The following is a 24,824-nucleotide window of genomic DNA, read 5'->3' on the forward strand; positions in this document are numbered from 1 at the left end:
CAATCGCCGAGCATAGGCCCCCCCGCCCGATCGCACCCGTGCCATTGGATTACCATGGCCCTTTCCAGCCGGAGGGCGTGCCATGCAGTACGAAGGGAGCTGTCATTGCGGGCAGATCGCATTCGTGGTCGAGGCCTCCGAGCCGATCAGCGAGGCGCTGGACTGCAACTGTTCGTTGTGCCGCCGACGCGGCGGCCTGCTGTGGTTCGGGCCGCGCGCCGCGCTGGACCTGAAGACGGCCGCGGCCGACGTGGCCACCTACCAGTTCAACCAGCACCACCTGGAGCACCACCATTGCCGCACGTGCGGCGTTGCCCCGTTCAGCGAGGGCGTGGACCCGCGCAGCGGGCAGGCGATGGTGGCGGTCAATGTACGCTGCCTGCCCGGGGTAGACCTGGATGGGCTCACGATCATGCGGTTTGACGGAGCAAGCAAGTAGATGAAACGGACGAACGGGCGCCACGCGGTCGCCTTGGCAGGGATGCTGCTGCTGGCCCTGGCCGGCTGCAGCAAGCACGAGAGTGCCGCCGATGGTGCTGCCGGCGGGGCCGGCGCAGTGGCCTCGCCCGATGGCGCGTCGCTGGCCTACGAGCATGACATCGACATCCAGCTGGACGCGGCGCAGATCGGTGCGCGCGTGAAGGCGATCGCCGATGCCTGCCAGGCGGCCCGCTTCGGTGACTGCGCGGTGCTGCAGGTCGGCCAGCAGGGCGGTGAGTACCCGACCGGGTCGATCCGCGTGCGCATCGCGCCCAAGGGCGTGGAGCCGATCATCGGGCTGGCCGGGCAGGGCGGCGAAGTGGCCTCGCGCAACACCCATGCCGAAGACCTGGCCCAGCAGGTGGCCGACACCGCGCTGACCAAGGCGCGCCTGCAGAAGGAGCACGAGCGCCTGCTGGCCTACCAGGGCAACAAGGACGTGAAGATGGCCGACCTGCTGGTGATCACCCAGCGGTTGTCCGAGATTGAAGCCGGCGTCGAGCAGGCCAGCAAGGAGGCCGCCCAGCAGCGGCGCCGCATCGATACCCAACTGGTCACGATGCAGTTCCACACGCCATCGGGGCAGCGCAGTCGCAGTGAAATCGGCGAGGCGCTGCGTGAGTCCGGCACGATCCTGACCACCAGCGTGGCCTTCGTGATCCGCGCCGTGGCCGCCTTGCTGCCGGTGGCGCTGATCGCGTGGCTGTTCGGCTGGATCGGGTTGAGGCTGTGGCGTCGGCGCCAGCGTCGCGCCGCGCGTGCCGGCTGAGTAACGCCCATGCGGTGCCGGCCTGGCCGGCACCGCAGGCGCATCAGCCTTCGTCGTTCTCGTACTCGACGAACACATCCAGTTCCAGCGCCAGCTCCTGCACCGCATCGCGCACGCGCTGGGCGGTATGGGCGTTGCCTACTTCCACTTCCAGTTCGTGGGTACCCGGGCCGATGTCGTCGGACAGGCCCGCCGAGCTGGAATCGTCGTCGTCCATGTGGGGCATCAGGTCGTCGGTCTCCTCGACATGCTCGATGCCCTCGATGCTCTGCAGCAGGTCGGAGATGGCACGCGCGTCGTCTTCGGTGCCGGTGATTCGGAGTCGCAACAGGGCCATGGAATGCGCCTTGGGGGAAAGGAACTCCAGCCTAGCCAGCGCGTGGACAAGGCCGGGTGAGGACGGGTTGAAACGTTCGTTGGCTCAGGGGCGGCCGAGCAGCTCGTCCGGCAGTGCCGGTATCGGCGTGCGTTCGTCCAGCGCCTCGCGCTTGAGCCAGTCCATGAAGGCCAGCGCGGTGGGGCTCAGCGGGCGGTGTTCGGCGTGCACCACGTAATAGGCGTAGCGCGCCTTCAGTGCCGGCCCCGGCAGGCGCACCAGCTCGTAGCGCTGCAGGTAGGGCTGGGCGATGTGCTTGCGCGCCAGCACGGCGCCGATCCCGTAAACCGCCGCACGCATCGCATCGGTGCTGTCGCTGAAGGTGTGCAGCGATGGCAGCGTCAGCCCGCGCACCCCGGCGGCACGGAACCAGTCGCGCCAGCCCTGCGGGGACATGTCGCTGATCAGCGGCAGCGCGGCGATCTGCGCAGGTTCGTGCAGTGCCGACACCCCGGCCAGCGCCGGCGATGCGACCGGGCACAGTTCGTCGTCCATCAGGTGGTGCGCGCGCAACCCCGGCCATTGCCCCAGGCCATAGCGGATGCCCAGTTCCGGCCCGTTTTCGTCGAAGCGGACCAGCTCGGTGCTGGTCTGCAGTTCGATGCGGACCTGCGGATGCTGCGCGGTGAACCGCGCCAGCCGCGGCACCAGCCAGCAATAGGACAGCGAGCGGATGGTGGTGATGCGCAGCGGCACGATGTCCGCGTGCGGATGCAGGTTGCCGGCGACCGCGTTGAGATCACCCAGCGCCGCCGCCGCCGCGTCGGCCAGTTGGCGGCCTTCGGCGGTCAGTCGCACCCCGCGTGCATGGCGCTGGAACAGCATCGTGCCGAGCAGGTCTTCCAGCTTGCGCACATGGTGGCTGACCGCGCTCGCGGTGAGGTGCAGCTCCTCGGCGGCGTGGGCGAAGTTCTGGTGGCGGGCGGCAACGGCGAACACCCCCAGGGCAGGGAGCAGGGCAGGGCGCAGCAACATGGTCGAGACCCAAATCAGATTTGTGGCTTGCCCGGATACTACGCGCTTGTAGGCCTCTGCCGGGAGGCGGATCCTGTGTCCCTGTCCACCGGAGCCGCCCCCATGTTGTCGTCCGCGAACGTTCCCCAGCCGCGCATCTGCCTGTGGTCCGGGGGCCGGCCATGAGCGGCGTGCCGACGGCCAGCGCCGCGCTCGAGCGCGACTGGCGCACGCCGCTGGAGCTGACCGTGCTCGGCGCGATCTGGGGCTGCTCGTTCCTGTTCATGCGGGTCGCGGTGCCGGCCTTCGGCCCGTACGCACTGGTGGAAGTGCGCCTGCTGCTGGGCGCGCTCGTGCTGCTGCCGTTCCTGTGGCAGGCGCGCGACCGGTTCCCGGCCCGGCGCTGGCTGTGGCTGGCGCCGATCGGGGTGATCAACTCGGCCATCCCGTTCGTGCTGTTCGCGTGGGCCGCGCAGCGCGCCCCGGCCGCCATCGGCGCGATCTGCAACGCCATGACGGTGCTGTTCGCCGCGCTGATCGCCTTCCTGTTCTTCGGCGAGAAGATCGGCATGCGCCGGGCCATCGCCCTGCTGGTCGGCTTTGCCGGCGTGGTGGTGCTGGCCACCGCCAAGGTCTCGGGCCTGAGCATCGGCGCGGCAGTGGTGGCCGGTGCCGTGGCCGCGCTGCTGTATGGGCTGGGCGTCAACCTGGTCAAGCGGCACATGACCGGCCTGCCGCCCGCCGCCTCGGCCGGCGCCACCCTCGGTTGCGCGGCCGTCGCGTTGCTGCCGATGGCGCTCACCCACTGGCCGACCACCCCGATCCCGACCCTGTCCTGGGCGTGCGCGGTCGCGCTGGGCGTGGTCTGCACCGGTCTGGCGTTCCTGATGTTCTATCGCCTCATCGCCCGCATCGGCCCGGCCCGCGCCTCCACCGTCACCTACCTCGTGCCGATGTTCGGCGCGCTGTTCGCCTGGCTGTTCCTGGGCGAGGCGGTGACCTGGGCGATGGTGGTGGCCGGCGTCTTGATCCTCGGCAGCGTCGCGGCCTCGCAGAAGCGGTAGCCCGGCCGGTCCGCGTGCAGCCACCCATGGGATGGCTGTAACCCGTGCATGCCCGCGCGATGCCGCTCCGTTACCGCACCGGCACCGCGATGTTGCACAGGTCGATATGCCCCGCCGGCCGCTTGTAGAAATCATCCACCCGGTTGCGGCGCGCCTCCACCACATCGGCGAACGTTTTGGATTCGGTGCGCAGCACCTCCAGCGTCGGCCGCTCGCCCGCCGGCACATCCGTCGCGCGCTGGATCGAGCGGATCGGCGTGCGCTGCGTGGCTTCGGCATAGAAACCCATCGGCGCCGGCCCGCGCGGCAGCGCGCTCAGCAGCTCCATCCCCTGCAGGACCCGGCCCACCACCGTGATGTTGCGGTCCAACTGGCGCGGCGACTGGCCGGTCACCACATACAGCTCCGCCCCGATGCTGCTGTCTTCCTCGTTGCTGCGGCCCGCGCCCAGCGTGCCGTAGCAGTGCGCCAGCCACGTCTTGCCGTCCCGCCGGTCCTGGCCGACCGCGAACCCATCGACGAACCCGGTCTGGTCCGCCCAGCCATCGCGGTCGGGCAGCACGCTCACCTTCAGCCCCTTGCTGTCGCGCTGGAACTCGGCCGGGAGCTTGCGCTGGGCCGACCCCAGTGGCTTGGCCTTGGCGGCATCGTCGGCATCGATATCACCGAACTGCACCACGAAGTTGTCCTGCGCCCGGTACACGGTTTCGCCGTCCCAGAAGTGCTCGTGCGCCAGCGTCTGGATATTGGCCACGTGCTGCGGCGCGAAGGCCGGTGCCAGCTCGATGATGACCTGGCCCTTGTCCAGGTTCATGTACAGCAGGTTGGCTGGATCGGGAATGCGCCAGTCGCTGGCCGGCGACGCGTCCAGGATCTGCTGTGGACTGCGGTAGGGCGTGGCCGCGCTGGCCGCGACGGGCAAGGCGCAGGCCAGGGCGAGGGCGAGCAGGGCAGGGCGACGTAGCGACATGGCGGACCCGATCAGGAATGTCGCCTGATTCTGCGTGAAGCGGCTACCGGGCCGCCACCCCGCGGCCCCCCCTGTCCCCCCTGTCCCCCGGCACGGTGACTAAGGGCACATTCGCTATAGCGGACTTCACACTAGTGTTGACTTCAACGTAGTGGAGACCCGGCCATGTCCGATGACGACGTCTACCTGAAGAAGTTCCAGAAGGAGCTCAGCGCCGGCACCGTGTCCCTGGCGATGCTCGCCGTGCTGGCCAGGGCCGGCGAGCCGCTCTACGGCTACCTGATCGCAAAGGAGCTGGAACGGGTCGGCGAGGGCGTGCTGAGCGGCAAGCAGAGCGCGCTGTACCCGGTGCTGCGCAACCTGGAGGGCGCGGGGTTGCTGGAGAGCCATGTCGAACCGTCGATGGCCGGACCGCCGCGACGCTACTACCGCATCAACGAACGCGGCCGCCAGGTACTGGAGCAGTGGAGCCAGGCCTGGCGCGCCACCCGAGATTCCGTCGATTCCGTGTTGGAGGGGGTACTGCAATGAACGACCAGACCACGACGGGCAGCCGCCTGCCCACCACCATCCCGGACTACCTGGCGCAGCTGCGCGCGGCCCTGCACGACGCCGATCCGGCGATGGTGCAGGACGCGTTGTACGACGCCGAGGAATACCTGCGCTCGGAACTGGCCGCGCAGCCCGGGCGTAGCGAGGCCGAGGTGATCGCCGATGTCGCCGGCAGCTATGGCGCACCGGAGGAGGTCGCCGAGATCTATCGCGAAACCGAAATCACCGTGAACCGCGCGCTGCGCACGCCGTCGGCCGGCGCGGCCCCAGTGCGGCAGGGCGCGGTCGTCGCCAGCGGGATGGCGGCCGCGACGGGCAGCGTCGCGCCGCCCCCCTCGCCGGCGCCAAAGCCACGCGGCGTGCTGGCGCGCTTCTTCGGTGTCGCGCTGGACGCCCGCACCTACGGCGCGCTGTTCTACATGCTGCTGTCGCTGGCCACGGGCATCTTCTTCTTCACTTGGGTGGTGACCGGGCTGTCGCTGTCGCTGGGGCTGCTGGTGTTGATCATCGGCATCCCGGTGGCGGTGCTGTTCTTCGGCTCGGTGCGCGGCCTGTCGCTGCTGGAAGGGCGCCTGGTGGAAGCCCTGCTGGGCGAGCGCATGCCGCGGCGGCCGGCCTATACCGACCGCAGCCGCAGCTGGCTGCAGCGTATCGGCGACATGTTCACCGATGGCCGCACCTGGCTGACCCTGCTGTACTTCGTGCTGATGCTGCCGCTGGGCATCGTCTACTTCACGATCGCCACGACCCTGCTGTCGATCTCGCTGGGCTTCATCTGGGCACCGGTGGCGGCATTGATTTCCCCCGAGTACGTGGGGATCCATATCGAGGGCACCCAGATGCTGCCGCTCTGGATCACTCCGCTGCTGGCGGTGGTCGGCATGCTGCTGCTGTTCGCCACCCTGCACCTGGCGCGCGGTATCGGCCGCCTGCACGGGATGATGGCCAAGCACCTGCTGGTGCGGCTGTAGCTGCCGACCGTTGATCGGCACGGGCAACCGGGGCGTGCCGGCCGTTGGCCGGCGCCACGCGATGCCCAACGAAAGCGCCGCCGGCCGACGGCCGGCATTGCCGTGCGTCAGCCCGCCTTGCGCCGCAGCGGGGTCACGTTGCTGGCGATCTTGGCCGCCTTCTTCGGCTTGGCCGTGGCCGGTTGCGCATGCGCCGCGAAGAAATCGCGCACCTTCGGGTACACCGTCTCACGCCAGCGACGCCCGCTGAAGATGCCGTAGTGGCCGGCGCCCTCGACGATGAAATGCTCGCGATGCTCGGCCGGAATACCGCTGCACAGCGCCTGCGCCGCTTCGGTCTGGCCCAGCCCGGCGATATCGTCCAGCTCGCCTTCGATGCTCAGCAGCGCGGTGCCGGTGATCGCGGAAGGATCCACGCGCTCGCCGTTGACTACCCACTCGCCGCGCGGCAGCAGGAACTGCTGGAACACCACCTCGATGGTGTCCAGGTAGTACTTGGCCGGCATGTCGAGTACGGCGTTGTACTCGTCGTAGAAGCGGCGATGCGCGTCGGCATCTTCCATGTCGCCCTTGACCAGGTCGGCGTAGAAATCCCAGTGCGAACTGAAGTGCCGGCTTGGGTTCATCGACAGGAACCCGGCGTGCTGCAGGAAGCCCGGATACACCCGGCGACCGGCGCCGGGGTAGGTGCCCGGCACGGTGTGGATGACGTTGTTCTCGAACCACGACAACGGGTTCTGCGTGGCCAGGTTGTTGACCGCCGTGGGGCTGCAACGCGCATCGATCGGGCCGCCCATCATCACCAGCGTGCGCGGGGTCGGCTCGCCACGGCTGGCCATCAGCGACACCGCCGCCAGCACCGGCACGGTCGGCTGGCACACGCTCACCACGTGCAGCTTCTCCGCACCGAGGTGGCGGATGAATTCCTGCACGTAGGCGATGTAATCGTCCAGGCCGAACTCACCCTCGCTGCCCGGCACCATGCGCGCGTCCACCCAGTCGGTGACATACACGCGGTGGTCGCGCAGCAGCGTACGCACGGTATCGCGCAGCAGCGTGGCGTGGTGGCCCGACAACGGCGCCACCACCAGCACGAACGGCTGGTTGAGCATGGTGTGCAGCTGTTCGGCTTCGTTGCTGTGGCGCTTGAAGCGCAGCAGCTTGCAGAACGGCTTGCTGACCTCCTCGTGCACCACGATCGGCACGCGTTCGCCCTCGACCTCGATTTCGTTGATGCCCCACTCGGGCTTCTCGTAATCCTTGCCGATGCGATGGAACAGCTCATTCACCGCGGACAGGCGATCGGCGCCGGGCATCTGCGACCACCAGTGTCCCGGGTTGGCGAAGAATTTGGCGTTGGCCTGGGCCTGGTGCACCCACGGGGCGAGCATGTTGCGGGTCAACTCATGCAGCTGATAGAGCATGGCGTCCGAATATGTATGGTCTTATGTTGCCGCGCAGCATAGCGCACCGATGGGATCGGCGCCTTAATGCGGGGCTTGTCTCAGTTGTTATCGAGATTCAGCGATCCGCGCGTTCCAGCGCGGCGGCTTGCCCGGCCAGCAGCGGCGACAGCCAGCAGTGCGAGCCCAAGGCTGTGAAGCCGGCCGCCGTGAGCTGGCGGCGGTACCAGCGCGCGGGGCGGGCCTGGAAGCCCTCGTGGTCGCCGTCGAACTCGTCCTCGGCGCTGAACGCCTCCAGGAATGCCACGCCGCCGGTCAGTTCGGCAAAGCCGTCCAGGGCGGGGCGCAGCTCACGGCTGGGGACGTAGTGCATCACGTCCGAGCAGACCAGCAGGTCGACCGGCGCACACGGGCGCAGCCAGGCGAAATCGCCGACCCGGGCCGGGTGCAGGTTGCGGCTGCGGCCATAGCGCTGCACGGCGTAGGCGCTGCTGTCGAAGCCCATGTACTGCACGCGCGGGCGCAGCTTCAGCAACGGTGCGCGCCACGCCCCTTCGCCGCAGCCGATGTCCAGCACGCTGCGGATCGGGCGTTCCAGGTAGTACTCGGCGCTGGCCACGGCCAGGGCGACCTTGCGCGCCAGGCGCGCGGCGCCACCGGCCTGGTCGGCCTGGTACCAGCGCTGGAAGTAGGTGGCGTCGTAGGTCTTGTCCATGGCGATCATGCGAAGTCGTGAAAACGGCGCCTATCGTACGGGTAGCGCCGCGCGATGGGGGCCGGGGTGAGTCGATGGGTCGCGCCGGCGCCCCGGCAGTGGTGCCCCCCGGGCATGCGAGAATGCGGAATAACCTACGCCAGCCGCCGGAGCGAGCGCATGCAGAGCTATTACTGGGTCAAGACCTTCCATCTGCTGTTCGTGGTGGCCTGGATGGCGGCGGTGTTCTACCTGCCGCGGATCCTGGTCAACCTCAGCGAGACGGCCGGGCAGTTGCCGGTGACCGAGCGGCTGCAGTTGATGGGCCTGCGCCTGTACCGGTTCGGCCACATGATGTTCGGCATCGCGTTGATCCTGGGCCTGGTGCTGTGGCTGGGCTACAAGGTGATCCCGGATTTCCCGACCATGGTCGCGCCGGGGGCGGCCGCGTGGCTGCACGCCAAGCTGGGGCTGGTGGTGCTGCTGCTGGTGTACTACTCGTGGACCGGGCGCCTGCTCAAGGGCAACGTGCGCGGCCGCCCGCTGCCGTCCTCGCGCGCGCTGCGCTGGTTCAACGAGCTGCCGCTGGTGCTGTTCATCGGCGTGGTGTGGCTGGTGATTGCCAAGCCATTCTGAGGGGCGGGCGGGGCGGTGTCGGCCGCGTCAGCGGTTGGGTCGCCGCGACGGCTGCGGTGACGGCAACGGCAACGGCAACGGCAACGGCAGCCGACCAACGGTCGGCTCTACGGGGCCGCGCATCGGGGTCGCGCATGGTGGGCCGCGCATGGGGGCCGGGCATGGGGCCGGGCATGGGGGCCCGCGCATGGGGCCGGGCACGGGTGTCGCGCATGGTGGGCCGCGCATGGTGGGCCCGTTGGATTTACTGGATGAGATGGCCGATACCGCCAAGGCCAGCCTCGAGCCGGCCGCAACGGCGAGGTGCTGCTGCGCCCGTGAGGGCGACGCCGGATCGGTAGAGCCGACCGTTGGTCGGCTGCCTTGGGTCGGGCACCGCGATAGCCGACCAGGTATGGGGGCCGGGCATGGGGGCCCGCGCATGGGGCCGGGCACGGGTGTCGCGCATGGTGGGCCGCGCTTGGTGGGCCCGTTGGATTTACTGGATGAGATGGCCGATACCGCCAAGGCCCGCCTCGAGCCGGGCCGCAACGGCGAGGTGCTGCTGCGCCCGTGAGGGCGACGCCGGATCGGTAGAGCCGACCGTTGGTCGGCTGCCTTGGGTCGGGCACCGCGATAGCCGACCAGGCATGGGGGCCGGGCATGGGGGGCCGGGCATGGGGGCCCGCGCATGGGGCCGGGCACGGGTGTCGCGCATGGTCGGCCGCGCTTGGGGCCGCGCATGAAAAAAGCCGGGCGCGTTGGCGTCCGGCTTTTTCGTGGCGCACTTCTGGGGTGGCTCAGACCGTTTCGTAGGTGCCGTAGCTGCGCAGGCGGGTGTAGCGCCTGGCCAGCAGCTCGTCCACCGACAGCTTCTGCAGCGCGTCCAGCTCGTTGAGCAGTACGGCCTTGAGGCGCTTGCCCATCTGGTTCGGGTTGCGGTGCGCGCCGCCGGTCGGCTCGCGCACGACCTTGTCGATCAGGCCCAGGCCCTTCAGGCGCGGGGCGGTCATGCCCAACTGCTCGGCCGCGTCCTTGGCCTTGCCCGCGTCCTTCCACAGGATCGAGGCGCAGCCTTCGGGGGTGATCGTGGAGTACACGCTGTATTCCAGCATCACGGTGCGGTCGCCCACGCCCAGGGCGAGGGCGCCACCGGAGCCGCCTTCGCCGATCACCGTGCAGATCACCGGCACCTTCAGCTCGGCCATCTCCAGCAGGTTGCGCGCGATCGCTTCGGACTGGCCGCGCGATTCGGCATCGATGCCCGGCCAGGCGCCGGCGGTGTCGATCAGGGTCAGCACCGGCAGGCCGAAGCGTTCGGCCATCTTCATCAGGCGCAGCGCCTTGCGGTAGCCCTCCGGCTTGGGCATGCCGAAGTTGCGCTTGATCTTTTCCTTGGTGTCGCGGCCCTTCTGGTGGCCGATCAGCATCACCGAGCGGCCGCCGATGCGGGCCAGGCCGCCCATGATCGCCTTGTCGTCGGCGAAGGCACGGTCGCCGGCCAGTTCCTGGAACTCATCGCAGATGATGCGGATGTAGTCGGCGGTGTACGGGCGCGAGGGATGCCGGGCCAGCTGCAGGACCTGCCAGGAGGACAGGTTGCGGAAGATCTGCGCGGTACGCACCCGCAGCTTGTCCTGCAGGGCGTTCACCTCGGCCTCGACATTGACCGCAGGGCCGGCGCTGGCGCTGCGCAGTTCCTGGATCTTCGCCTCCAGATCAGCGATGGGTTGCTCGAAGTCGAGGTAGTTCGGATTCATCGGAAACCGTCGTGAAGAAAAGAGGGAAAGTGTAGCCGAATGCGCCGAAAAGCCCCGTACGCCGTCGTCTGGAAACCGACGGTAGCGCAGCGGGGCGGGGGGCGCCAGTCAGCTCAGGGCACGACCAGGGCGGCGCTGCCCATCAGCGTGGCGCGGGTCTGCACGAAGGTGTTGTAGCCCGTGTTGGCCTCGACCGGCAGATCGGCGCCGAGGCGTGCGGTGGCGGCGGTGAAGGCCATCTGTGCCTGGAAGGCCTCCTGCTGCAGCTGCAGCTGGGCGTCGGCGGTGGTGGCCTTGAGGTAGCGCGCGTACAGCTCGCGCAGCGGGGCGGCATGGGCCTCGAAGGCCGGGGCCAGCGCGGGCAGGGCGGTCGGTGCCGCCTCCAGCGTGAAGACCGGGGCCTGGTAGCCGGCCGGCTGCTGGCGGCGGTAGGCCCCCGGCTCGCCGCGGCTGGCCTCGACATAGGCGATGAAGTCCGGGGCGGTGAAGATCTTGGTGCTGATCCGCCCGCCGGTCGCGTCGACGTGCGCCACGGTCTGTTCGTCGGGGAACGGTTCGCGCACGCCGAAGCTCCAGGCCTGGTCGATGAACAACGCGTGGGTCGCGCTGTAGGGCCCGTCGAAGCCCACGCCGCCCAGCTCGATGTGCTGGTTGGGGGTGCCGAAGTGCTTGAGCTTGTCCGGGTCGGTGACGTAGATCTCGCTGGCGATCACGTACTCGGCCAGCGTCGGGTTGATCAGGCCGCCCTTGCCGCGGGCGTAGACGATGAACCGCACATCGCCCAGTGCCGGGCTCTGCAGGTGGTGCTCGCCGGGCTTGAGCTTGACCGGGCGCGAGGCGTGCGCGGCGATCGGCAGTTCGTTGCCGTCGATGCGCAGGGTGAGGGGCACATCGCCCGGGTTGTCGATCTCGAAGGTCTGGGACGGGCTGGAGCAGCCGGCAATGGCAACGGCTGCAAGCAGCAGCACGGCGAAACGCTTGATCAAAACACGGTACCTGTCGAACGGATGGCGCGGGTCAGTTTGCCCACGGTGGGCTGTAGCGCACCTTCAGCGTGCGAACGGCGGGGTCGGCGCGCAGCGCGTCGACCAGGTGGCTGTCCACGCGCACGGCGATATCGCCGGCCACGTCGAGCATGCCGGCCACCGGTCCCTGTTCGGAACCGAGCAGCAGGTCCAGGCGCAGGGGCGTGCGGCCCGGGCGGTGGCGGTCGAGCAGCGCGTTGACACGGGTCCACACCGCGCTGTCCTGGCGCAGGTCCAGCCGCAGCGACAGGCGCGTGGCGTAGTTGGCGCAGATGTCTTCGTAGTCCCAGACCTGGCGGATGCGCAGGGCGTAGCCGCCGTTGAACTCGTCCTCGCGCAGGCCGCCCTTGACCACCAGGATGCGGTCCTTGGTCATCAGGTGGCCGAACTCGGCCAGGCCATCGGTGAACGCGCTGCACTCCACGCGGCCCTTGCCATCTTCGAGCTGCATGAAGATCTGGCTTTCGCCCTTGCGGCGCACGCCCACGACCAAGCCGGCCAGGATCACCGGGGTCTCCTGGCGCCAGGCCCGCTTCTCGCCATCCTTGCTCGGGCGCGCCGGCGGGATCAGCTTCTCAAGCATGCCCAGGTCGGTGCCGACCAGCTCCTTGACGTCATCGGCGTAAGGGTCGAACGGGTGGCCGCTGAGGTAGAACCCCAGCGTTTCGCGTTCGCCTTCCAGCAGCTGGCCCAGCGCCCACTCTTTGGCCTCGGGCAGTTCCAGCTGCATCGCGGTGGTCACCGGGTCGGGCGCGCCGAACAGCGAGTTCTGGCCGGAGGCCTTCTCGCGCGCCATCTGGTCGGTGGCCTTGAGCACTTCAGGCAGCTGCAGCATGAGCGATGCGCGGTTCTTGCCGAGCCCGTCCATCGCGCCGCAGTTGATCATCGCTTCCAGCGTGCGCCGGTTGAGCTTGCCCGACTCCGACCGCATGCAGAAATCCAGCAGCGAGGCGTAGCGGCCGCCACGCTGGCGTTCCTCCACGATCGCCTCGCAGGCACCCTGGCCGACGCCCTTGATCGCGCCCAGGCCGTACACGATGGTGTCGGCACTGGACGCTTCGAACATGTACGCGGACTCGTTCACCCGCGGCGGCAGCACGGTCAGGCCGAGGTTGCGCACCTCGGCCAGGAAGCCGACCACCTTGTCGGTGTTGTCCATGTCCGAGGACAGCGTGGCCGCCATGAACTCGGCCGGGTAGTGGCGCTTGAGCCAGGCGGTCTGGTAGCTGACCAGCGCGTAGGCGGCGGCGTGGGATTTGTTGAAACCGTAGCCGGCGAACTTCTCCATCAGGTCGAAGATGGCGTCGGCCTTGGCTTCGCCCACACCGTCCTTGGCCGCGCCTTCGCGGAAGATCTCGCGGTGCTTGGCCATTTCGGCCGGCACCTTCTTGCCCATCGCGCGGCGCAGCAGGTCGGCGCCGCCGAGCGAATAGCCGCCCACGATCTGCGCCATCTGCATCACCTGCTCCTGGTACACCATGATGCCGTAGGTGTCTTTCAGGATCGCTTCGGTGCGCGGATCGGGGTAGATGATTTCTTCCTGGCCGTGCTTACGCGCGTTGAAGGAGGGAATCAGGTCCATCGGGCCGGGGCGATACAGCGACACCAGCGCGATCAGGTCTTCGAAGCGGTCGGGGCGCGCGTCCTTGAGCAGGCGGCGCATGCCCGAGGATTCGAACTGGAACACCGCGCCGGTATTGCCGTTGGCGAAGATGTCCTTGTAGGTGGCCACGTCGTCGAGCGGCAGCGCGGTGATGTCCACCGGCGGGATGCCGGCGCGCTCGTGGCGCTTGTTGATCGCCTTGACCGCCCAGTCGATGATGGTCAGCGTGCGCAGGCCGAGGAAGTCGAACTTGACCAGGCCGATCTCTTCGACGTCGTTCTTGTCGAACTGGGTGACCGGGTTGCGGCCGCGGCCGCCTTCATCGTGTTCGGCGAACAGCGGGCAGAATTCGGCCAGCGGTTCGGGCGCGATCACCACGCCGCCGGCGTGCTTGCCGGCATTGCGGGTGAGGTCTTCGAGCTGGCGGGCCAGGTCGATCAGGTCGCGGACGTCGTCCTCGTTCTGGTAGCGCTGGATCAGCTCCGGCGAGGCCATTTCCGAGTCCTTGCCTTCGCCCATCGCATCCTTGAGCGAGATGCCCAGGATGTTGGGAATCAGCTTGGAGACGCCGTCGACCAGGCCATACGGGAAGCCGAGCACGCGGCCGGAGTCACGGACCACGGCCTTGGCGGCCATGGTGCCGTAGGTGATGATCTGGCTGACGCGTTCGCGGCCGTACTTGCGCGCGACGTAGTCGATGACTTCGTCGCGACGGTCCATGCAGAAGTCGATGTCGAAGTCGGGCATCGACACGCGTTCGGGGTTGAGGAACCGCTCGAACAGCAGGTTGTACGGGATCGGGTCGAGGTCGGTGATCTGCAGCGCCCAGGCGACCAGCGAGCCGGCACCGGAGCCACGGCCGGGGCCGATCGGGATGCCCTGGTTCTTTCCCCACTGGATGAAGTCGGCCACGATCAGGAAGTAGCCGGGGAAGCCCATCTTGATGATGGTGGCCAGCTCGAATTCCAGACGCTCGAAGTAGTCGGCGCGGGTCTTGCCTTCGGCGAGCGGGTTCTTTTCCAGGCGCGCTTCCAGGCCCCTGCGCGACTCGGCGCAGATCCAGCTGTCGAGGGTCTCCTCTTCGGGCACCGGGTAGTTGGGCAGGAAATAGGTGCCCAGGCGCATCTCGATGTTGCAGCGCTCGGCCAATGCGAGGGTGTTGTCGATCGCATCGGGGATGTCGGCGAACAGGGCGCACATGTCCTCGGCGGACTTGAGGTACTGCTGGTCGCTGTAGTCGCGCGGGCGCTTGGGGTCGTCGAGGACGCGGCCGGACGAGATGCAGACGCGTGCTTCGTGGGCGGCGAAATCCTCCGGCTGCAGGAAGCGCACGTCGTTGCTGGCAACGACCGGCAGGCCGCGTTGGCCGGCGGCGAGGAGGGCAAACTGGTTGAAGGCTTCTTCGCCATCGCGCCCGGTGCGGGTGAGCTCCAGGTGCAGGCCATCGCCGAATACGCGCTGCCAGTCGGCGAGCTGCTGTTCGGCCAGGTCGTGGCGGCCTTCGCTGGCCAGGCGGCCGGCGAGGCTGTCGCGGCCGGCGAGCGCAAAGAGGTTGTGGCACCCTGCCTTGAGCCACTCCGGATGCACGGCGACGCCGCCCTCGGGGCGATGGCCTTCCATCCAGGCGCGGGTGAGCAGGCGGGACAGGCTGAGGTAGCCGTCGCGATCGCGGCAGAGCAGGGTCATGCGCCAGGGGGTCATGCCCTCTTCGGCGATCATGATGTCGGCACCAGCGATCGGTTTGATGCCAACGGTTTCGGCGGCCTTGTAGAACTTGACCAGCGCGAACAGGTTGTTGAGGTCGGTCACTGCCAGCGCGGGCAGTTTCAGTTCGACCGCACGGCTGAGCAGGTTGGCCTGCTTGGCTTTCTTCGGGTCAGCCTGATCCGGCTTCGCGGGGACACGGATGGTCGAATCCGCCAGCGAAAACTCGGTGTGGACGTGGAGATGTACGAAACGGGAAGTGGACATGCCGGGCCAATGTAATGCCCGGTCAGGGTAGCGGCGCGGGCGGGGGCGGACAAGGCTTGACAGGCCAGGTCGGGGGGCGGGCGTTGCGGGGTGGGTTCAGGTTTCAGGGTTGGTTTTGCGGGTGCTGGGGCGATTGGCTGACGGCAACTGCAACTGCAACTGCAACTGCAACAGCAACAGCAACGGCAACGGCAACGGCGCCTGTCTTGTGCTGGTGCTGAGGGTGGGGTGGCGGAGGCAGGGTCGCGGGACACGCCGCAAGTACGTCCCTGTAGGCTCGACATGCGCCATCCATGGCGCATGACGGTCCCGCGACCCTGCCTCCACCACCCCTCTACACATCTCTGGGGCGCATGGGGGAAGCGGGAGCAGGAGCGGGAGCAGGAGCAGGAGCAGGAGCAGGAGCAGGAGCGGAGCCCGGAGCAGGAGCGGAGCCCGGAGCAGGAGCGGAGCCAGGAGCAGGAGCGGAGCTAGGAGCAGGAGCGGAGCCAGGAGCCGGAGCGGCTTGGTCGAGGGGTGAGAGAGGCGCCCCCGTGAGCGGAGGGGGAGGTAGTGCCGAGCGTTGCTCGGCACCTGAAGCCAAATCCAAACCCAAATCCAATCCCAGATCTAAACCCAGATCTAAATCCAGACCCAAACCCAAATCCAAACCCAAATCCAAACCCAAATCCAAACCCAAATCCAAACCCAAATCCAAACCCAAATCCAAACCCAAATCCAAACGCGGACCAAGAACAGACCCAGATAAAAATCAGAGCTGGACCAGACTCAGCTTCCGCGTCTGCATCATCCCCAGATATCGAACCATCCGCTGTTCCCCAGCGCCCCCAAGACCTGCTCCTAAAAACCCCTGCGCACCGATCATCTGTCGGAGGGGGGCACGGTTGGGTTTGCGGGACCCGTTTTGCGCCATGGATGGCGCAAAAGGAGCCTACATGGACGTACTTGCGGCGTGTCCCGCGAACCCAACCGTGCCCCCCTCAACCCGTAACCACCGGCAATCGGGTTTTGGCTCTGGCCTTGGCTCTGGCTGTAGCTGTAGCTGTAGCTGTAGCTTTCAGCTCCGGCTCTTAAAAAAAACCAAATCACCCCGCCAACACAACCCCGTCCTCAAAACACGCCCGCACCGGCGCGAAACTCCGCCGATGCTGCGGACAGGGGCCGTGCGAACGCAATGCAGCCAGATGGGCTGGCGTCCCGTAGCCCTTGTGCTGGTCGAACCCGTACTCCGGGTGCTGCGCGTGCAGCCCCAGCATGAAACGATCGCGACTCACCTTGGCCAGGATCGACGCCGCCATGATCGCCCGGTCCAGCCCGTCGCCGCCCACCAGCGCCTGCGCCGGGCAGGGCAGCCCCTTGGGCACCACGTTGCCGTCGATCCGCGCGAACTGCGCCACGTGCGCCACCCCCTCCACCGCACGCCGCATCCCCAGCATCGTCGCCTGGTAGATGTTCAACGCATCGATCTCGCCCACCTCCACCATCACCACGTGGAAGGCCAGCGCACGGTCCTGGATCCGTTCGAACAACTGATCACGCCGGGCCGCCGTCAACTGCTTGGAATCATCCAGCCCGTTCAGGCGCGGTCGGTCCGGGCAGAACACCACCGCCGCCACCGCCACCGGCCCCGCCAACGGACCACGTCCAGCCTCGTCCACCCCGGCCACATAGCGCGGCGCCACTGTCGCCAGTGCCGCCCCGTCGAACAGCGCCAGCGACGCCGCCGCTGCCTTGCGCCGGCTCACGCCGCCGCCTTGCGCGCCAGCAACTCGGCCACCGCATCGGCCGCACGCGCCGACGCGTCCTGCCGCAGTTGCAGGTGCAGCCGCTGGTAAGTGTCCTGCAGGTCGATCGCCCGTTGCGGGTGGTCGAACCACTGCAGGATCGCCGCGGCCAGCTTGTCGGGGATGCAGTCGTGCTGGATCAACTCCGGCGCCAGGTCCTTGCCCGCCAGGATGTTCGGCAGCGCGAAACGGTCCACCTTGATCAACCCCAGCGCCTTCACGATCCGATAGGTCAGCTCGGCCACCCGGTACCCCACCACCATCGGCCGCTTCACCAGCATCGTCTCCAGCGTCGCCGTGCCCGACGCCAGCACCACCACGTCCGCAGCGATCATCGCGTTGCGGGCATCGCCATCGAGCAGGTGCGAGTACGCCACCGGCAACGCCGAGCGCGACAACTGCTCGCTGATCAACTGGCGACACGCCGGGTTGGCTGCCGGTACCACCACGTGCAGCCCCGGAATGCGCTCGGATACCTGCCAGGCCGCCTCGAAGAAAGGCCCGCCCAACCGGCCGATCTCACCCAACCGGCTGCCCGGCAGCACCGCCAGCACTTTTGCGTTGGATGGCAGGCCCAGCGCCGCGCGCGCCTGCTCGCGGTCGCTGTGCAGGGGAATGTCGTCGGCCATCGGATGCCCGACGAAGCGGGCATCGATACCGTGCCTGGCGTAGATCGGCGGCTCCATCGGGAACAGGCACAGCACCAGGTCGGCGCTGGCCCCGATCTTCTCGGCGCGCTTCTCGCGCCAGGCCCATACCGACGGGCTCACGTAGTGCACCGTGGTGATCCCGCGTTCCTTCAGCCAGCGCTCCACGCCCAGGTTGAAGTCCGGCGCATCGATGCCGATGAACACGTCCGGTTCCCATGCCAGCGCCCGCGTGCGGAACTCACCGCGCAGCTTCAACAGCCGCGGCAGGTGGCGCAGGATCTCGGTCAGCCCCATCAGCGCCAGCTCGCTGGCATCGAACCAGGTCTGGCAGCCGGCGCTGCGCATCGCATCGCCGCCGATGCCGGCGAACTCCGCATTCGGGAACCGCGCCTTGAGCTCGCGCACCAGGCCCGCGCCGAGCAGGTCGCCAGAGGCTTCGCCGGCGACAAGCGCGATCCGCACCGGCCGCGTCGAGCCATGCGCGTGGACCACCCGCTCGAGGGCATCGGCCGCCGTCGCCAGGTCGATGATCTCGGCGGTCGTGCCCGCTGGAAGGTGCCCGCCCGGCGCCGTCATCGCAGCAGCGGCCTCTCGGCGTGCTCGATGAAGTCCAGCAGGTCCTTGACGTCGGCACTGTGCTCGGCCTGTTCGGCCAGCTGCAGCTTGGCTTCGGCCAACGGCAGGCCGGCCACGTAGAGCGTGCGGTAGGCGCGCTTGATGCTGGCGATGCGCTCGGCATCGAAGCCGCGGCGCTTGAGGCCTTCGCTGTTGATCCCGCGCGGGCGACCCAGCGAGTCGCTGCCCACCATGGTGAACGGCGGCACGTCGCCATTGGTCAGCGCGCCCATGCCCAGGAAGGCATGCGCGCCGATCCGGCAGAACTGATGTGCCCCGGCGAAGCCGCTGATGATCACGTAGTCGCCGACGGTGACGTGGCCGGCCAGCGTGGTGTTGTTGGAGAACACGCAGTGGCTGCCCACATGGCAGTCGTGGGCCACGTGGGTGTAGGCCAGCATCCAGTTGTCATCGCCAACGGTGGTGATGCCGCCGCCACCCTCGGTGCCGCGGTTGATGGTGACGAACTCGCGGATGACATTGCCATCGCCGATCACCAGCTGGGTGCGCTCGCCGTTGTACTTCTTGTCCTGCGGCTCGCCGCCGATCGCGGCGTGGCCGATGAAACGGTTGTCGCGGCCGATCCGGGTCGGGCCGTGGATCGAGCAGTGCGGGCCGACCTCGGTGCCGGCGCCGATCTCGACATCGGCGCCGATCAGGCAGAACGCACCGACGCGCACATCCGCAGCCAATCTCGCCGACGGGTCGATGACCGCGGTAGGGTGGATGAGAGGGGCGTTGTTGCTCATTGCAGGTCTCCTGCCTGGGTCATTCGCGGGTGCCGGCGCACAGCACTTCGGCGCAGGCGACCACCTCGCCGTCGACCTTGGCCACGCAGTCGTACACCGCCATGTTGCGGATGACGCGTTTGATCTCCACGTGCATTTCCAGCACGTCGCCGGGCACTACCTGCTTGGTGAAGCGGGCCTTGTCCACCTTGACCATGTAGAACAGCTTGGACTGCGCGTCACGGCCGAGGGTCAACTGGGTCAGCACGCCACCGGCCTGGGCCATGGCTTCGATGATCAGCACGCCGGGCATGATCGGCTGGCTGGGGAAGTGGCCCTGGAAGAACGGCTCGTTGATGCTGACGTTCTTGGTGGCGATGATGGTCCGCTTCTCGTAATCGATCGCGATGACCTTGTCGACCAGCAGGAACGGATAGCGGTGGGGGATCAGTGCCTGGATCTGCTTGATGTCAGGCATCTTCTGGTCGTGGCTCATTCCTTCTCCTTGCTCACAGACAGGATGCGACGGGCCAGGGCATCCAGCTGCTTGAAGCGCGCGGCGTTCTTGCGCCACGTGCGGTTGTCGGTCAACGGGGTGCCGGACGAGTACTCGCCCGGCTCATGGATGGAGTTGCGCACCACCGACTTGCCGGTGATGACGACCTTGTCGCAGATTTCGAGATGGCCGACGACGCCGACATGCCCACCGAGCAGGCAGTAGCGGCCGATCTTGGCGCTGCCGGCGATGCCGGTGCAGCCGGCGATGGCCGAGTGCGAGCCGATCTGGACGTTGTGCGCGATCTGCACGAGGTTGTCCAGGCGCACGTCGTCGTCGAGCACGGTGTCTTCCAGGGCGCCACGGTCGACGCAGGTATTGGCGCCGATCTCGCAGTCGTTGCCGATGCGCACGCCGCCCAGTTGGGGCACCTTGATCCAGGCGCCGGCGTCCATGGCCAGGCCGAAGCCGTCGGCGCCGAGCACGGCACCGGGATGCACGCGGACGCGCTTGCCGAGCCTGACCCGGGTAACCAGGGTGACCCGGGCAATCAGTTCGCAGCCGGTATCCAGGTGGCAGTCCTCGCCGATGATGCTGCCGGCACCGATGATGCAGTTCTCGCCGACGCTGCTGCCGGCGCCGATGCTGACGAACGGGCCGATATGCGCGCTGGCGGCCACCTGGGCGCTGGGGTCGATGACCGCGCTCGGATGGATGCCCGGCGGCCGCGACGGCGCAATGTCGAACAGCGCCGCGATCTTGGCGAAGGTGGTGTACGGGTCCTTGGCGATCAACGCGGTGCCGGGGGCGGCATCGGCGTCCTCGGCGCGCAGCACCACGATCCCGGCCTGGCTGTCGGCCAGCAGGGAGCGGTAGCGCGGATTGGCGAGGAAGGTCAGCTGGCCGGGGCCGGCATGGGCGAGCGTGGCCACGCCATGGATGGCGGTATCGGCCTGGCCATGGACCTGCAGGCCAAACTGCTCGGCGAGTTGCTGGGCGGAGTAGGTAGGAGTATTCACCGGGGGAGTTTACCGTGCGCCGCCGAAACGGTCATGCGGGTCGGGGTTTTGGACGTTGGCGGGCTAGTGGTGGCGTGGCGCCCTGGCAGCTGTCGCGCGGCCTCATGGCGGTCAGCCACGTCCAGGACAGGCGGTAAAGCCCATCCATGGGGGGCTGGTGGGCGGCAACCATGCAGCCCAACGGCCCAGGCCATGATGCCCCGCCACGGCCCGGACGATTCGGTGCCAGCGCGGACCAGGAGGACTGGCCGATGGCCGGCTCCCGTTGATCCCGGGCATTCGTACCAAGCAAGGGTCGATACGCACCCCACGCGGTACCGAGCAACGATCACGCCCAGCCCGACTCGGCACCGATCATTCCCCACCCAAAAACGAAAACGCCGGGCAAAGCCCGGCGAATGCGTACCGCATCTGGTGGAGAGCCCCCTTCTTGTTGAAGGGCGCGCGCCGGCAGGCGCGGGGTTAAGGAGGCAGGACAGGCCCCAAGGTTTGCAACGCAAACCTTGGGTTACCTTCGACGGTCAGAACTGACCGCCAAACGTAAATTGCAGGCGCTCGATTTCGTCGCCGTCTTCCTTCTTCAACGGGAACGCGTAGCTGATCGAGATCGGGCCGACCGGGGCGCGCCACAGCAGGGCCACACCGGTGGACACGCGCAGCTCGTTGGCCTTGAAGTTGTCCACGCCGTTGTAGACGTTGCCGAAGTCGACGAAGGCCGAGATGCGCGCCGACGGGCTGTCGAACAGACGCGGGAAGTAGGCTTCCACCGAGCCCACGGTCTTGAGCGAGCCGCCCAGCGGCTGCCCGTTCGGGTAGCCACGGGTCACTTCGCGCGGACCCAGCGTGTTGTCTTCGAAACCACGCACCGAGTTGGTACCGCCGGCGTAGAAGTTCTCGAAGAACGGCAGGCCCGAGGCGGTCACCACGCGGGTGGTGCCGTCCGGCTCGGTGACCACGGCGGACATGTCCTTGCCGTAGCTGTCACCGTAGCCGACTTCGGCGCGGGTGTTGATGACCAGCGACGGGATGATCGGCCAGTACTTGGAGAACTGGTAGTTCAGCTTGTAGTACTCGACGGTCGAGCCGGGCAGGGTGGTTTCCAGGCCGACACGCTGGTAGGTACCGCGGGTGGGCATGAAGTAGTCGTTGCGGGTATCGCGCGCCCAGCCCAGCTCGCTGCGCCAGGAGTGGAACGTCTTGCGGCCGACGGCGTTGATGTAGTCGATGATCGACTGCGGGGTCGAGCCCGGATAGGTGGTGATCTGGTTGCTGTCGATGCCCACCATCAGCGAGACGGTGTCGTTCTCGGTGATCGGCACGCCGAACACCACCTGCGCGGCACCGTTGGTGCTGTTGTACTGCGCGGTGTTGAAGTCGGAGTAGTCCAGTTCGCGCCAGGACAGGTTGTAGCCCAGCGAGACGCCGTCGTCGGTGAAGTACGGGTTGGTGTAGCTGAAGCCGTAACGCTGCAGGTAGCTGCTGCGCGACGCTTCGACCGACACGCGGTTGCCGCCGCCGAGGAAGTTGTTCTGCGACAGCTGCACCGAGGTGGTCATGCCGTAGGACTGCGAATAGCCCAGGCCGAACACGAAGCTGCCCGAGGTGGTTTCCTTGACGTTGTAGACCACGTCGACCTGGTCGTTGCTGCCGGTGACCGGCGGCGTTTCCACGTCGACCGACTCGAAGTAGCCCAGGCGCTGCAGGCGGATCTTGGAACGATCGATCGCGGCCTGCGAGTACCAGCTGTTCTCGAACTGGCGCATTTCGCGGCGCAGCACTTCGTCGGAGGTGCGGGTGTTGCCCTTGAAGGTGATGCGGCGCACCGACACGCGCGGGCCGGGAACGACCTGCATGTTGATGGCGACGGTCTGCTCGGCACGGTTGCTGGTCGGGATCGGGTTCACCTTGGCGAAGGCGTAGCCGATGTTGGACAGCGAGTTGGTGATCGCATCGGAGCTGAATTCCAGCAGGGCACGCGAGAACGTGTCGCCGGACTTCTGGATGACCATGCGCTCGACATCGGCCTGCGGCAGGATGGTGTCGCCGGTGACCTTGATGTCGGAGATCTTGTACTGCTCACCCTCGGTCACGCCGGCGGTGATGAACATGTCGCGCTTGTCGGGGCTGATCGACACCTGGGTGGAGTCGATGCTGAAGTCCACGTAGCCGCGGTCCAGGTACCAGGAGTTGAGCTTTTCCAGGTCGCCGGACAGCTTTTCCTTGGAGTACTGGTCATCGCGGCGGTACCACGAGGCCCAGTTGTGCTCCTTGGACTCCCACGTCTCCAGGATGTCTTCGGCCGGGTACTTTTCGGTGCCCACCAGGTTGACGTGCTGGATCTTGGCGGCCTTGCCTTCCTTGATCGCGATGGTGATGTCCACGCGATTGCGGTCCAGCGGGCTCACCGTCGGGGTGATGTCGACGTTGTATTTGCCACGGTCGTTGTACTGGCGGCGCAGTTCCTGGGTCACGCGGTCCAGGCTCAGGCGGTCGAAGGTGCCGCCCTCGCTCAGGCCGATGTCGCTCAGGCCCTTGAGCAGCTGGTCGCTCTTGATGTCCTTGTTGCCGGTGACGGTCAGCTTGTTGATCGCCGGGCGTTCCTTGACCGTGACCACCAGGATGTCGCCCTGGCGGGCCACCTGGACGTCTTCGAAGAAGCCGGTCTTGTACAGCGCACGGATGCTCTCGCCGACCTTGTTGTCGGTCAGGGTGTCGCCACGTTCCACCGGCAGGTAGGTGAACACGGTACCGGAGGTGATGCGCTGCAGACCATCGACACGGATGTCGCTGACGGTGAAGGGCTCGGCTGCCTGCGCCAGGGCGGGCACGCCGAAACCGGCGGCGAGTGCGAGGGCAAGCAGGCGGCGATTGGGGAGTCGCGTCATGTCACGTCCGGTTGGAGTCGAATGCAATGTTGCGGGATGCCGGCGCATAAGACGACGACAAAAGGGAAAAAGTTCATCGCAGCGGCAGGCTGAGGATGTCGTTGTAGAACGCCAGTCCCATCAGCCCGGCCAGCAGCGCCAGGCCCACGTACTGCCCGGCGGCCATGGCGCGCTCGCTCAGCGGGCTGCCCTTGACCAACTCAATAAGGTAATACAGCAGGTGCCCGCCGTCCAAGATGGGGATGGGCAGCAGGTTGATGATGCACAGGCTCAGCGACAGCAGGGCCAGGAAATACAGGAACCAGTCGGCCCCGCGCTGGGCCGAGACGTTGGCCACCCGGGCGATGGTGACCGGGCCGGAAATGTTCTGCAGCGAGGCGTTGCCGGTCACGATGCGGCGCATCATGCCCAGCGAGTCGCCGGCCATCCGCGCGGTTTCACGCAGCGCCGCCGGCAGCGCGGCCAGCGGCCCGTACTGGAGCTTGGCGTCATAGGCCGGGGCGCTGGCCTGCGCAAAGCCGATGCCCAGCTGCCAGACCGGCGCGCCCTGCGCGTCCTTGCCCTGGCGTGGGGTCAGCTCCAGCGCCAGCCGTTCGCCGCCGCGCAGCACCTCGACCATGCCGGGGCCACCGCGCTCGCCGAGCGTGCGGATCTGCGGGGTCACCTGGTCGGCACCTTCGATGCGCTGGCCGTCGATGGCCACGATCAGGTCGCCGGGCATCACCACGCCCTGGGCGGCCGAATCGGGCAGGACCTTGTCCACCAGCGCCGGTTGCAGCGAGGACAGCCAGCCCACGCCCGCCAAAGCCAGCACGTGGCGCTCGTTGAACCCGGCGGGCAGTTGCGACAGCGGCAGGCTGCGGGTGTGGGCCTGGTCCAGGCTGTCGCGCACCTCGATGCGGGCGTCGTGGCGGTCCATCGCCGCGGTGGTCAGGGCCATGCTGGCCTCGCCCGCGGTGGCCACGCTGCGGCCGTCCACGCTGAGCACGCGGTCGCCGGCCTGCAGCCCGGCGGCCTGGGCCATGCCGGTGCTGCGGCCGATGGTGGCCGAGTAGTCCTGGCGACCGAGCACGAACATCGCCCACAGCAGGGCGATGCACAGCAGCAGGTTGGCGACCGGCCCGGCGGCGACGATGGCAATGCGCTGCCAGACGGTCTTGTGGTTGAAGGCCTGGCCGCGTTCATGCGGATGCACCTCGACCTCGCGCTCGTCGAGCATCTTCACATAGCCGCCGAGCGGGATCGCGGCAATGGCGAACTCGGTGCCCGCGCGGTTGCGGCGCATCCACAGCGGCCGGCCGAAGCCGACCGAGAACCGCAGCACCTTCACCCCGCAGCGCCGTGCGACCCAGTAATGGCCGAACTCATGGAACGTCACCAGCACGCCAAGGCTGACGATCATCCACCAGACGGATCGGATGAACTCACCCATGGGCGACG

At 67.8% G+C, this 24,824-nt stretch carries 21 protein-coding genes; 6 read left to right on the plus strand and 15 right to left on the minus strand.

Translation table 11 applies throughout. The features are described from left to right. Nucleotides 1-82: 82 nt before the first annotated feature. Entirely contained in the window at nt 83-439 is a 357-nt protein-coding gene (locus tag AC1DGC_RS08760; protein WP_478047678.1) for a GFA family protein, read from the plus strand. Next, nucleotides 440-1,249, plus strand: coding sequence for a DUF4349 domain-containing protein (locus AC1DGC_RS08765; protein ID WP_478047679.1), 810 nt, complete (start codon nt 440-442; stop codon nt 1,247-1,249). It begins immediately after the preceding gene. A 43-nt stretch (nt 1,250-1,292) separates the two neighbouring features. Here AC1DGC_RS08765 and AC1DGC_RS08770 read toward each other — a convergent pair whose 3' ends face one another. Both AC1DGC_RS08770 and AC1DGC_RS08775 read right to left on the minus strand, forming a co-directional pair. After that, nucleotides 1,293-1,586 (minus strand): hypothetical protein, encoded by a 294-nt coding sequence (locus tag AC1DGC_RS08770; protein ID WP_259204024.1) that lies wholly within the window; start codon nt 1,584-1,586, stop codon nt 1,293-1,295. Between the two features lie 84 nt (nt 1,587-1,670). Continuing rightward, on the minus strand, nt 1,671-2,600 hold the full coding sequence (locus AC1DGC_RS08775; RefSeq protein ID WP_259204025.1) for a LysR substrate-binding domain-containing protein: 930 nt from the start codon (nt 2,598-2,600) through the stop codon (nt 1,671-1,673). A gap of 161 nt (nt 2,601-2,761) precedes the next feature. On the opposite strand from AC1DGC_RS08775, the gene AC1DGC_RS08780 reads away from it, so the two are divergent. Beyond that, nucleotides 2,762-3,643, plus strand: a complete 882-nt coding sequence (locus AC1DGC_RS08780; protein WP_394161338.1) for a DMT family transporter — start codon at nt 2,762-2,764, stop codon at nt 3,641-3,643. Nucleotides 3,644-3,713: 70 nt separating this feature from the next. On the opposite strand, the gene AC1DGC_RS08785 is transcribed toward AC1DGC_RS08780, so the two are convergent. Further along, nucleotides 3,714-4,613, minus strand: a complete 900-nt coding sequence (locus tag AC1DGC_RS08785) for a peptidylprolyl isomerase (RefSeq protein ID WP_478047680.1) — start codon at nt 4,611-4,613, stop codon at nt 3,714-3,716. A 165-nt stretch (nt 4,614-4,778) separates the two neighbouring features. On the opposite strand from AC1DGC_RS08785, the gene AC1DGC_RS08790 reads away from it, so the two are divergent. Next, a complete protein-coding gene (locus AC1DGC_RS08790; RefSeq protein ID WP_259204028.1) occupies nt 4,779-5,144 on the plus strand; it encodes a PadR family transcriptional regulator in 366 nt (121 codons plus the stop codon). After that, complete coding sequence (locus AC1DGC_RS08795) at nt 5,141-6,136, plus strand: sensor domain-containing protein (protein ID WP_478047681.1); 996 nt, start codon at nt 5,141-5,143, stop codon at nt 6,134-6,136. The genes AC1DGC_RS08790 and AC1DGC_RS08795 overlap by 4 nt, the downstream gene beginning before the upstream one ends. Before the next feature lie 107 nt (nt 6,137-6,243). Here AC1DGC_RS08795 and AC1DGC_RS08800 read toward each other — a convergent pair whose 3' ends face one another. Beyond that, nucleotides 6,244-7,560, minus strand: a complete 1,317-nt coding sequence (locus AC1DGC_RS08800; RefSeq protein ID WP_259204032.1) for a polyhydroxyalkanoate depolymerase — start codon at nt 7,558-7,560, stop codon at nt 6,244-6,246. 97 nt (nt 7,561-7,657) lie between these two features. Then, nucleotides 7,658-8,254: a class I SAM-dependent DNA methyltransferase gene (locus AC1DGC_RS08805; RefSeq protein WP_478047806.1), complete on the minus strand. Its 597-nt coding sequence runs from the start codon at nt 8,252-8,254 to the stop codon at nt 7,658-7,660. Between the two features lie 159 nt (nt 8,255-8,413). Here AC1DGC_RS08805 and AC1DGC_RS08810 point away from each other — a divergent pair, with 159 nt between their 5' ends. After that, complete coding sequence (locus tag AC1DGC_RS08810; RefSeq protein WP_259204036.1) at nt 8,414-8,869, plus strand: CopD family protein; 456 nt, start codon at nt 8,414-8,416, stop codon at nt 8,867-8,869. Between the two features lie 779 nt (nt 8,870-9,648). Here the strand turns inward: AC1DGC_RS08810 and AC1DGC_RS08815 are convergent. The 10 genes from AC1DGC_RS08815 to rseP form a co-directional block, all read right to left on the minus strand. Next, entirely contained in the window at nt 9,649-10,608 is a 960-nt protein-coding gene (locus tag AC1DGC_RS08815; RefSeq protein ID WP_259204040.1) for an acetyl-CoA carboxylase carboxyltransferase subunit alpha, read from the minus strand. A 113-nt stretch (nt 10,609-10,721) separates the two neighbouring features. Further along, nucleotides 10,722-11,594, minus strand: a complete 873-nt coding sequence (locus tag AC1DGC_RS08820) for a hypothetical protein (RefSeq protein WP_478047682.1) — start codon at nt 11,592-11,594, stop codon at nt 10,722-10,724. A 31-nt stretch (nt 11,595-11,625) separates the two neighbouring features. Then, a complete protein-coding gene (dnaE, locus tag AC1DGC_RS08825; protein WP_449334808.1) occupies nt 11,626-15,207 on the minus strand; it encodes a DNA polymerase III subunit alpha in 3,582 nt (1,193 codons plus the stop codon). Between the two features lie 1,085 nt (nt 15,208-16,292). Then, complete coding sequence (locus AC1DGC_RS08830) at nt 16,293-16,952, minus strand: ribonuclease HII (RefSeq protein ID WP_478047683.1); 660 nt, start codon at nt 16,950-16,952, stop codon at nt 16,293-16,295. Next, entirely contained in the window at nt 16,949-18,217 is a 1,269-nt protein-coding gene (gene lpxB, locus AC1DGC_RS08835; protein WP_259204052.1) for a lipid-A-disaccharide synthase, read from the minus strand. Before lpxB ends, AC1DGC_RS08830 begins: the two co-directional genes overlap by 4 nt. Beyond that, nucleotides 18,214-19,005, minus strand: a complete 792-nt coding sequence (gene lpxA, locus AC1DGC_RS08840) for an acyl-ACP--UDP-N-acetylglucosamine O-acyltransferase (protein WP_259204055.1) — start codon at nt 19,003-19,005, stop codon at nt 18,214-18,216. The genes lpxB and lpxA overlap by 4 nt, the downstream gene beginning before the upstream one ends. Nucleotides 19,006-19,024: 19 nt before the next feature. Continuing rightward, nucleotides 19,025-19,480 (minus strand): 3-hydroxyacyl-ACP dehydratase FabZ, encoded by a 456-nt coding sequence (fabZ, locus tag AC1DGC_RS08845; protein WP_259204058.1) that lies wholly within the window; start codon nt 19,478-19,480, stop codon nt 19,025-19,027. Beyond that, entirely contained in the window at nt 19,477-20,499 is a 1,023-nt protein-coding gene (lpxD, locus tag AC1DGC_RS08850) for a UDP-3-O-(3-hydroxymyristoyl)glucosamine N-acyltransferase (RefSeq protein ID WP_394161322.1), read from the minus strand. Before lpxD ends, fabZ begins: the two co-directional genes overlap by 4 nt. Nucleotides 20,500-21,020: 521 nt before the next feature. Continuing rightward, nucleotides 21,021-23,384, minus strand: a complete 2,364-nt coding sequence (gene bamA / locus AC1DGC_RS08855) for an outer membrane protein assembly factor BamA (protein ID WP_478047684.1) — start codon at nt 23,382-23,384, stop codon at nt 21,021-21,023. Nucleotides 23,385-23,457: 73 nt separating this feature from the next. Beyond that, nucleotides 23,458-24,816, minus strand: coding sequence for an RIP metalloprotease RseP (gene rseP, locus AC1DGC_RS08860; RefSeq protein ID WP_478047685.1), 1,359 nt, complete (start codon nt 24,814-24,816; stop codon nt 23,458-23,460). Nucleotides 24,817-24,824: the final 8 nt, after the last annotated feature.

This window comes from Stenotrophomonas sp. 05N37 (genome assembly GCF_056397365.1).

Excerpts from the sequence above, each read along its gene's own strand:
- AC1DGC_RS08790 (WP_259204028.1), top strand. The coding sequence starts at position 4,779 with ATGTCCGATGACGACGTCTACCTGAAGAAGTTCCAGAAGGAGCTCAGC.
- AC1DGC_RS08765 (WP_478047679.1), top strand. The coding sequence starts at position 440 with ATGAAACGGACGAACGGGCGCCACGCGGTCGCCTTGGCAGGGATGCTG.
- bamA (WP_478047684.1), bottom strand. The coding sequence starts at position 23,384 with ATGACGCGACTCCCCAATCGCCGCCTGCTTGCCCTCGCACTCGCCGCC.
- AC1DGC_RS08775 (WP_259204025.1), bottom strand. The coding sequence starts at position 2,600 with ATGTTGCTGCGCCCTGCCCTGCTCCCTGCCCTGGGGGTGTTCGCCGTT.
- AC1DGC_RS08815 (WP_259204040.1), bottom strand. The coding sequence starts at position 10,608 with ATGAATCCGAACTACCTCGACTTCGAGCAACCCATCGCTGATCTGGAG.
- AC1DGC_RS08805 (WP_478047806.1), bottom strand. The coding sequence starts at position 8,254 with ATGGACAAGACCTACGACGCCACCTACTTCCAGCGCTGGTACCAGGCC.
- lpxB (WP_259204052.1), bottom strand. The coding sequence starts at position 18,217 with ATGACGGCGCCGGGCGGGCACCTTCCAGCGGGCACGACCGCCGAGATC.
- AC1DGC_RS08810 (WP_259204036.1), top strand. The coding sequence starts at position 8,414 with ATGCAGAGCTATTACTGGGTCAAGACCTTCCATCTGCTGTTCGTGGTG.
- AC1DGC_RS08770 (WP_259204024.1), bottom strand. The coding sequence starts at position 1,586 with ATGGCCCTGTTGCGACTCCGAATCACCGGCACCGAAGACGACGCGCGT.
- AC1DGC_RS08760 (WP_478047678.1), top strand. The coding sequence starts at position 83 with ATGCAGTACGAAGGGAGCTGTCATTGCGGGCAGATCGCATTCGTGGTC.
- AC1DGC_RS08800 (WP_259204032.1), bottom strand. The coding sequence starts at position 7,560 with ATGCTCTATCAGCTGCATGAGTTGACCCGCAACATGCTCGCCCCGTGG.
- AC1DGC_RS08795 (WP_478047681.1), top strand. The coding sequence starts at position 5,141 with ATGAACGACCAGACCACGACGGGCAGCCGCCTGCCCACCACCATCCCG.
- AC1DGC_RS08785 (WP_478047680.1), bottom strand. The coding sequence starts at position 4,613 with ATGTCGCTACGTCGCCCTGCCCTGCTCGCCCTCGCCCTGGCCTGCGCC.
- rseP (WP_478047685.1), bottom strand. The coding sequence starts at position 24,816 with ATGGGTGAGTTCATCCGATCCGTCTGGTGGATGATCGTCAGCCTTGGC.
- dnaE (WP_449334808.1), bottom strand. The coding sequence starts at position 15,207 with ATGTCCACTTCCCGTTTCGTACATCTCCACGTCCACACCGAGTTTTCG.
- AC1DGC_RS08780 (WP_394161338.1), top strand. The coding sequence starts at position 2,762 with ATGAGCGGCGTGCCGACGGCCAGCGCCGCGCTCGAGCGCGACTGGCGC.
- lpxA (WP_259204055.1), bottom strand. The coding sequence starts at position 19,005 with ATGAGCAACAACGCCCCTCTCATCCACCCTACCGCGGTCATCGACCCG.
- fabZ (WP_259204058.1), bottom strand. The coding sequence starts at position 19,480 with ATGAGCCACGACCAGAAGATGCCTGACATCAAGCAGATCCAGGCACTG.